General features: G+C 72.8%; 1 protein-coding gene and 1 pseudogene. Both read left to right on the top strand.

The window, feature by feature from the left end; all coding sequences use genetic code 11:
* Positions 1-429: pseudogene (locus tag ABD369_RS40695) on the top strand (telomere-associated protein Tap); the annotation flags it as partial.
* A 94-nt stretch (positions 430-523) separates the two neighbouring features.
* Positions 524-1,041 (top strand): telomere-protecting terminal protein Tpg (tpg, locus tag ABD369_RS40690; protein ID WP_344641675.1); only part of this gene is annotated, 518 nt, incomplete at its 3' end.

Genomic DNA, 1,041 nt, shown 5'->3' with positions numbered 1-1,041 from the left:
ATCAAGCAGACCGCCAAGGGCACCATCGGGAAGATGCGCGAGCGCCCGCGCGGCCACGGCTACAAGCCAGGCGAGCGCTGGCCGGCACTGGACCGGCCGACCTGGGACCCGCTGATGCGCGCCCTGGTCATCGACACCGCCACCGTCAACATGCACCGCAAGCTCCGCAAGATGGCCGCCGACACCGGCCTGCATGCCATCGCAGTCCTCTCCGACTGCGCCGTCTTCGCCGCCCCCGGCCCCGGCGCCCTGGACATCCTCACCAAGCCCGACGGCACCCTCACCACCTCGCTGCGCCTGGGCGTCAGCCCGGGGCACGTGAAGCACGAGGGCTCGCGGCCGATGGCCGAGATCGCCGAGCTGATCGCGGATGGTGCCAACCCGGCCCGGCACATGAAGGCCGGCGGAGTCGTCTCCGCCGACGAGTAGCCGTGCCCCGTGCGGCCTGCCGACACCCGGTCGGTGCGCCGCCCCGATTACTCGAGTTCGCCCCGGCCGGGGCGAGGGAAGGACCTGATGCCCCATGAGCCGGGAGATCGACGAGGGCCTGGAGCGGGCCGAGCGCACCCGCCCCATCCCGGTACACCTGAACACCCGGGTCAAGTTCCTGTGGGAGAAGGTCGCCAAGAACGACACCAAGCGGCTCGCCCAGGCCGTCGGCGTCTCGGTGCGCACCGCCCAGCGCTGGGCCCACGCCCTGACCGCCCTGGCCGAGGGCGAGCTGACCGGCGACATCCCCATGACGAAGGCCAACGCGGCGAAGGTCGAGCGGGCGGTCCGGGCGGCCTGGCAGCCGCGGGTGAAGAAGCGGGTGCGCCGCGACGCCGAGCAGCGCGGCTTCATGCTCCACATCCAGGCGACCTTCGGCTACAGCGCGGCCGGCGGTTCCACCGACGACCCCCGCCCCCGGATGATCAGCCAGAAGATGCCCGGCGACGTGGCGCGGCGGCTGTACGAGGCCCGCGACGCCGGAGCCCCCCAGGCCCAGCAGGAAGCGATCCTCGCCGAGGCCCTGCGGGACGAGTACTTCAAGGACCGCGG

The organism is Kitasatospora cystarginea (assembly GCF_039533515.1).
GTDB lineage: Bacteria > Actinomycetota > Actinomycetes > Streptomycetales > Streptomycetaceae > Kitasatospora > Kitasatospora cystarginea.
The sequence above is the reverse complement of the archived record's forward strand: the minus strand, read 5'-3'. Positions and strand labels throughout refer to the sequence as shown.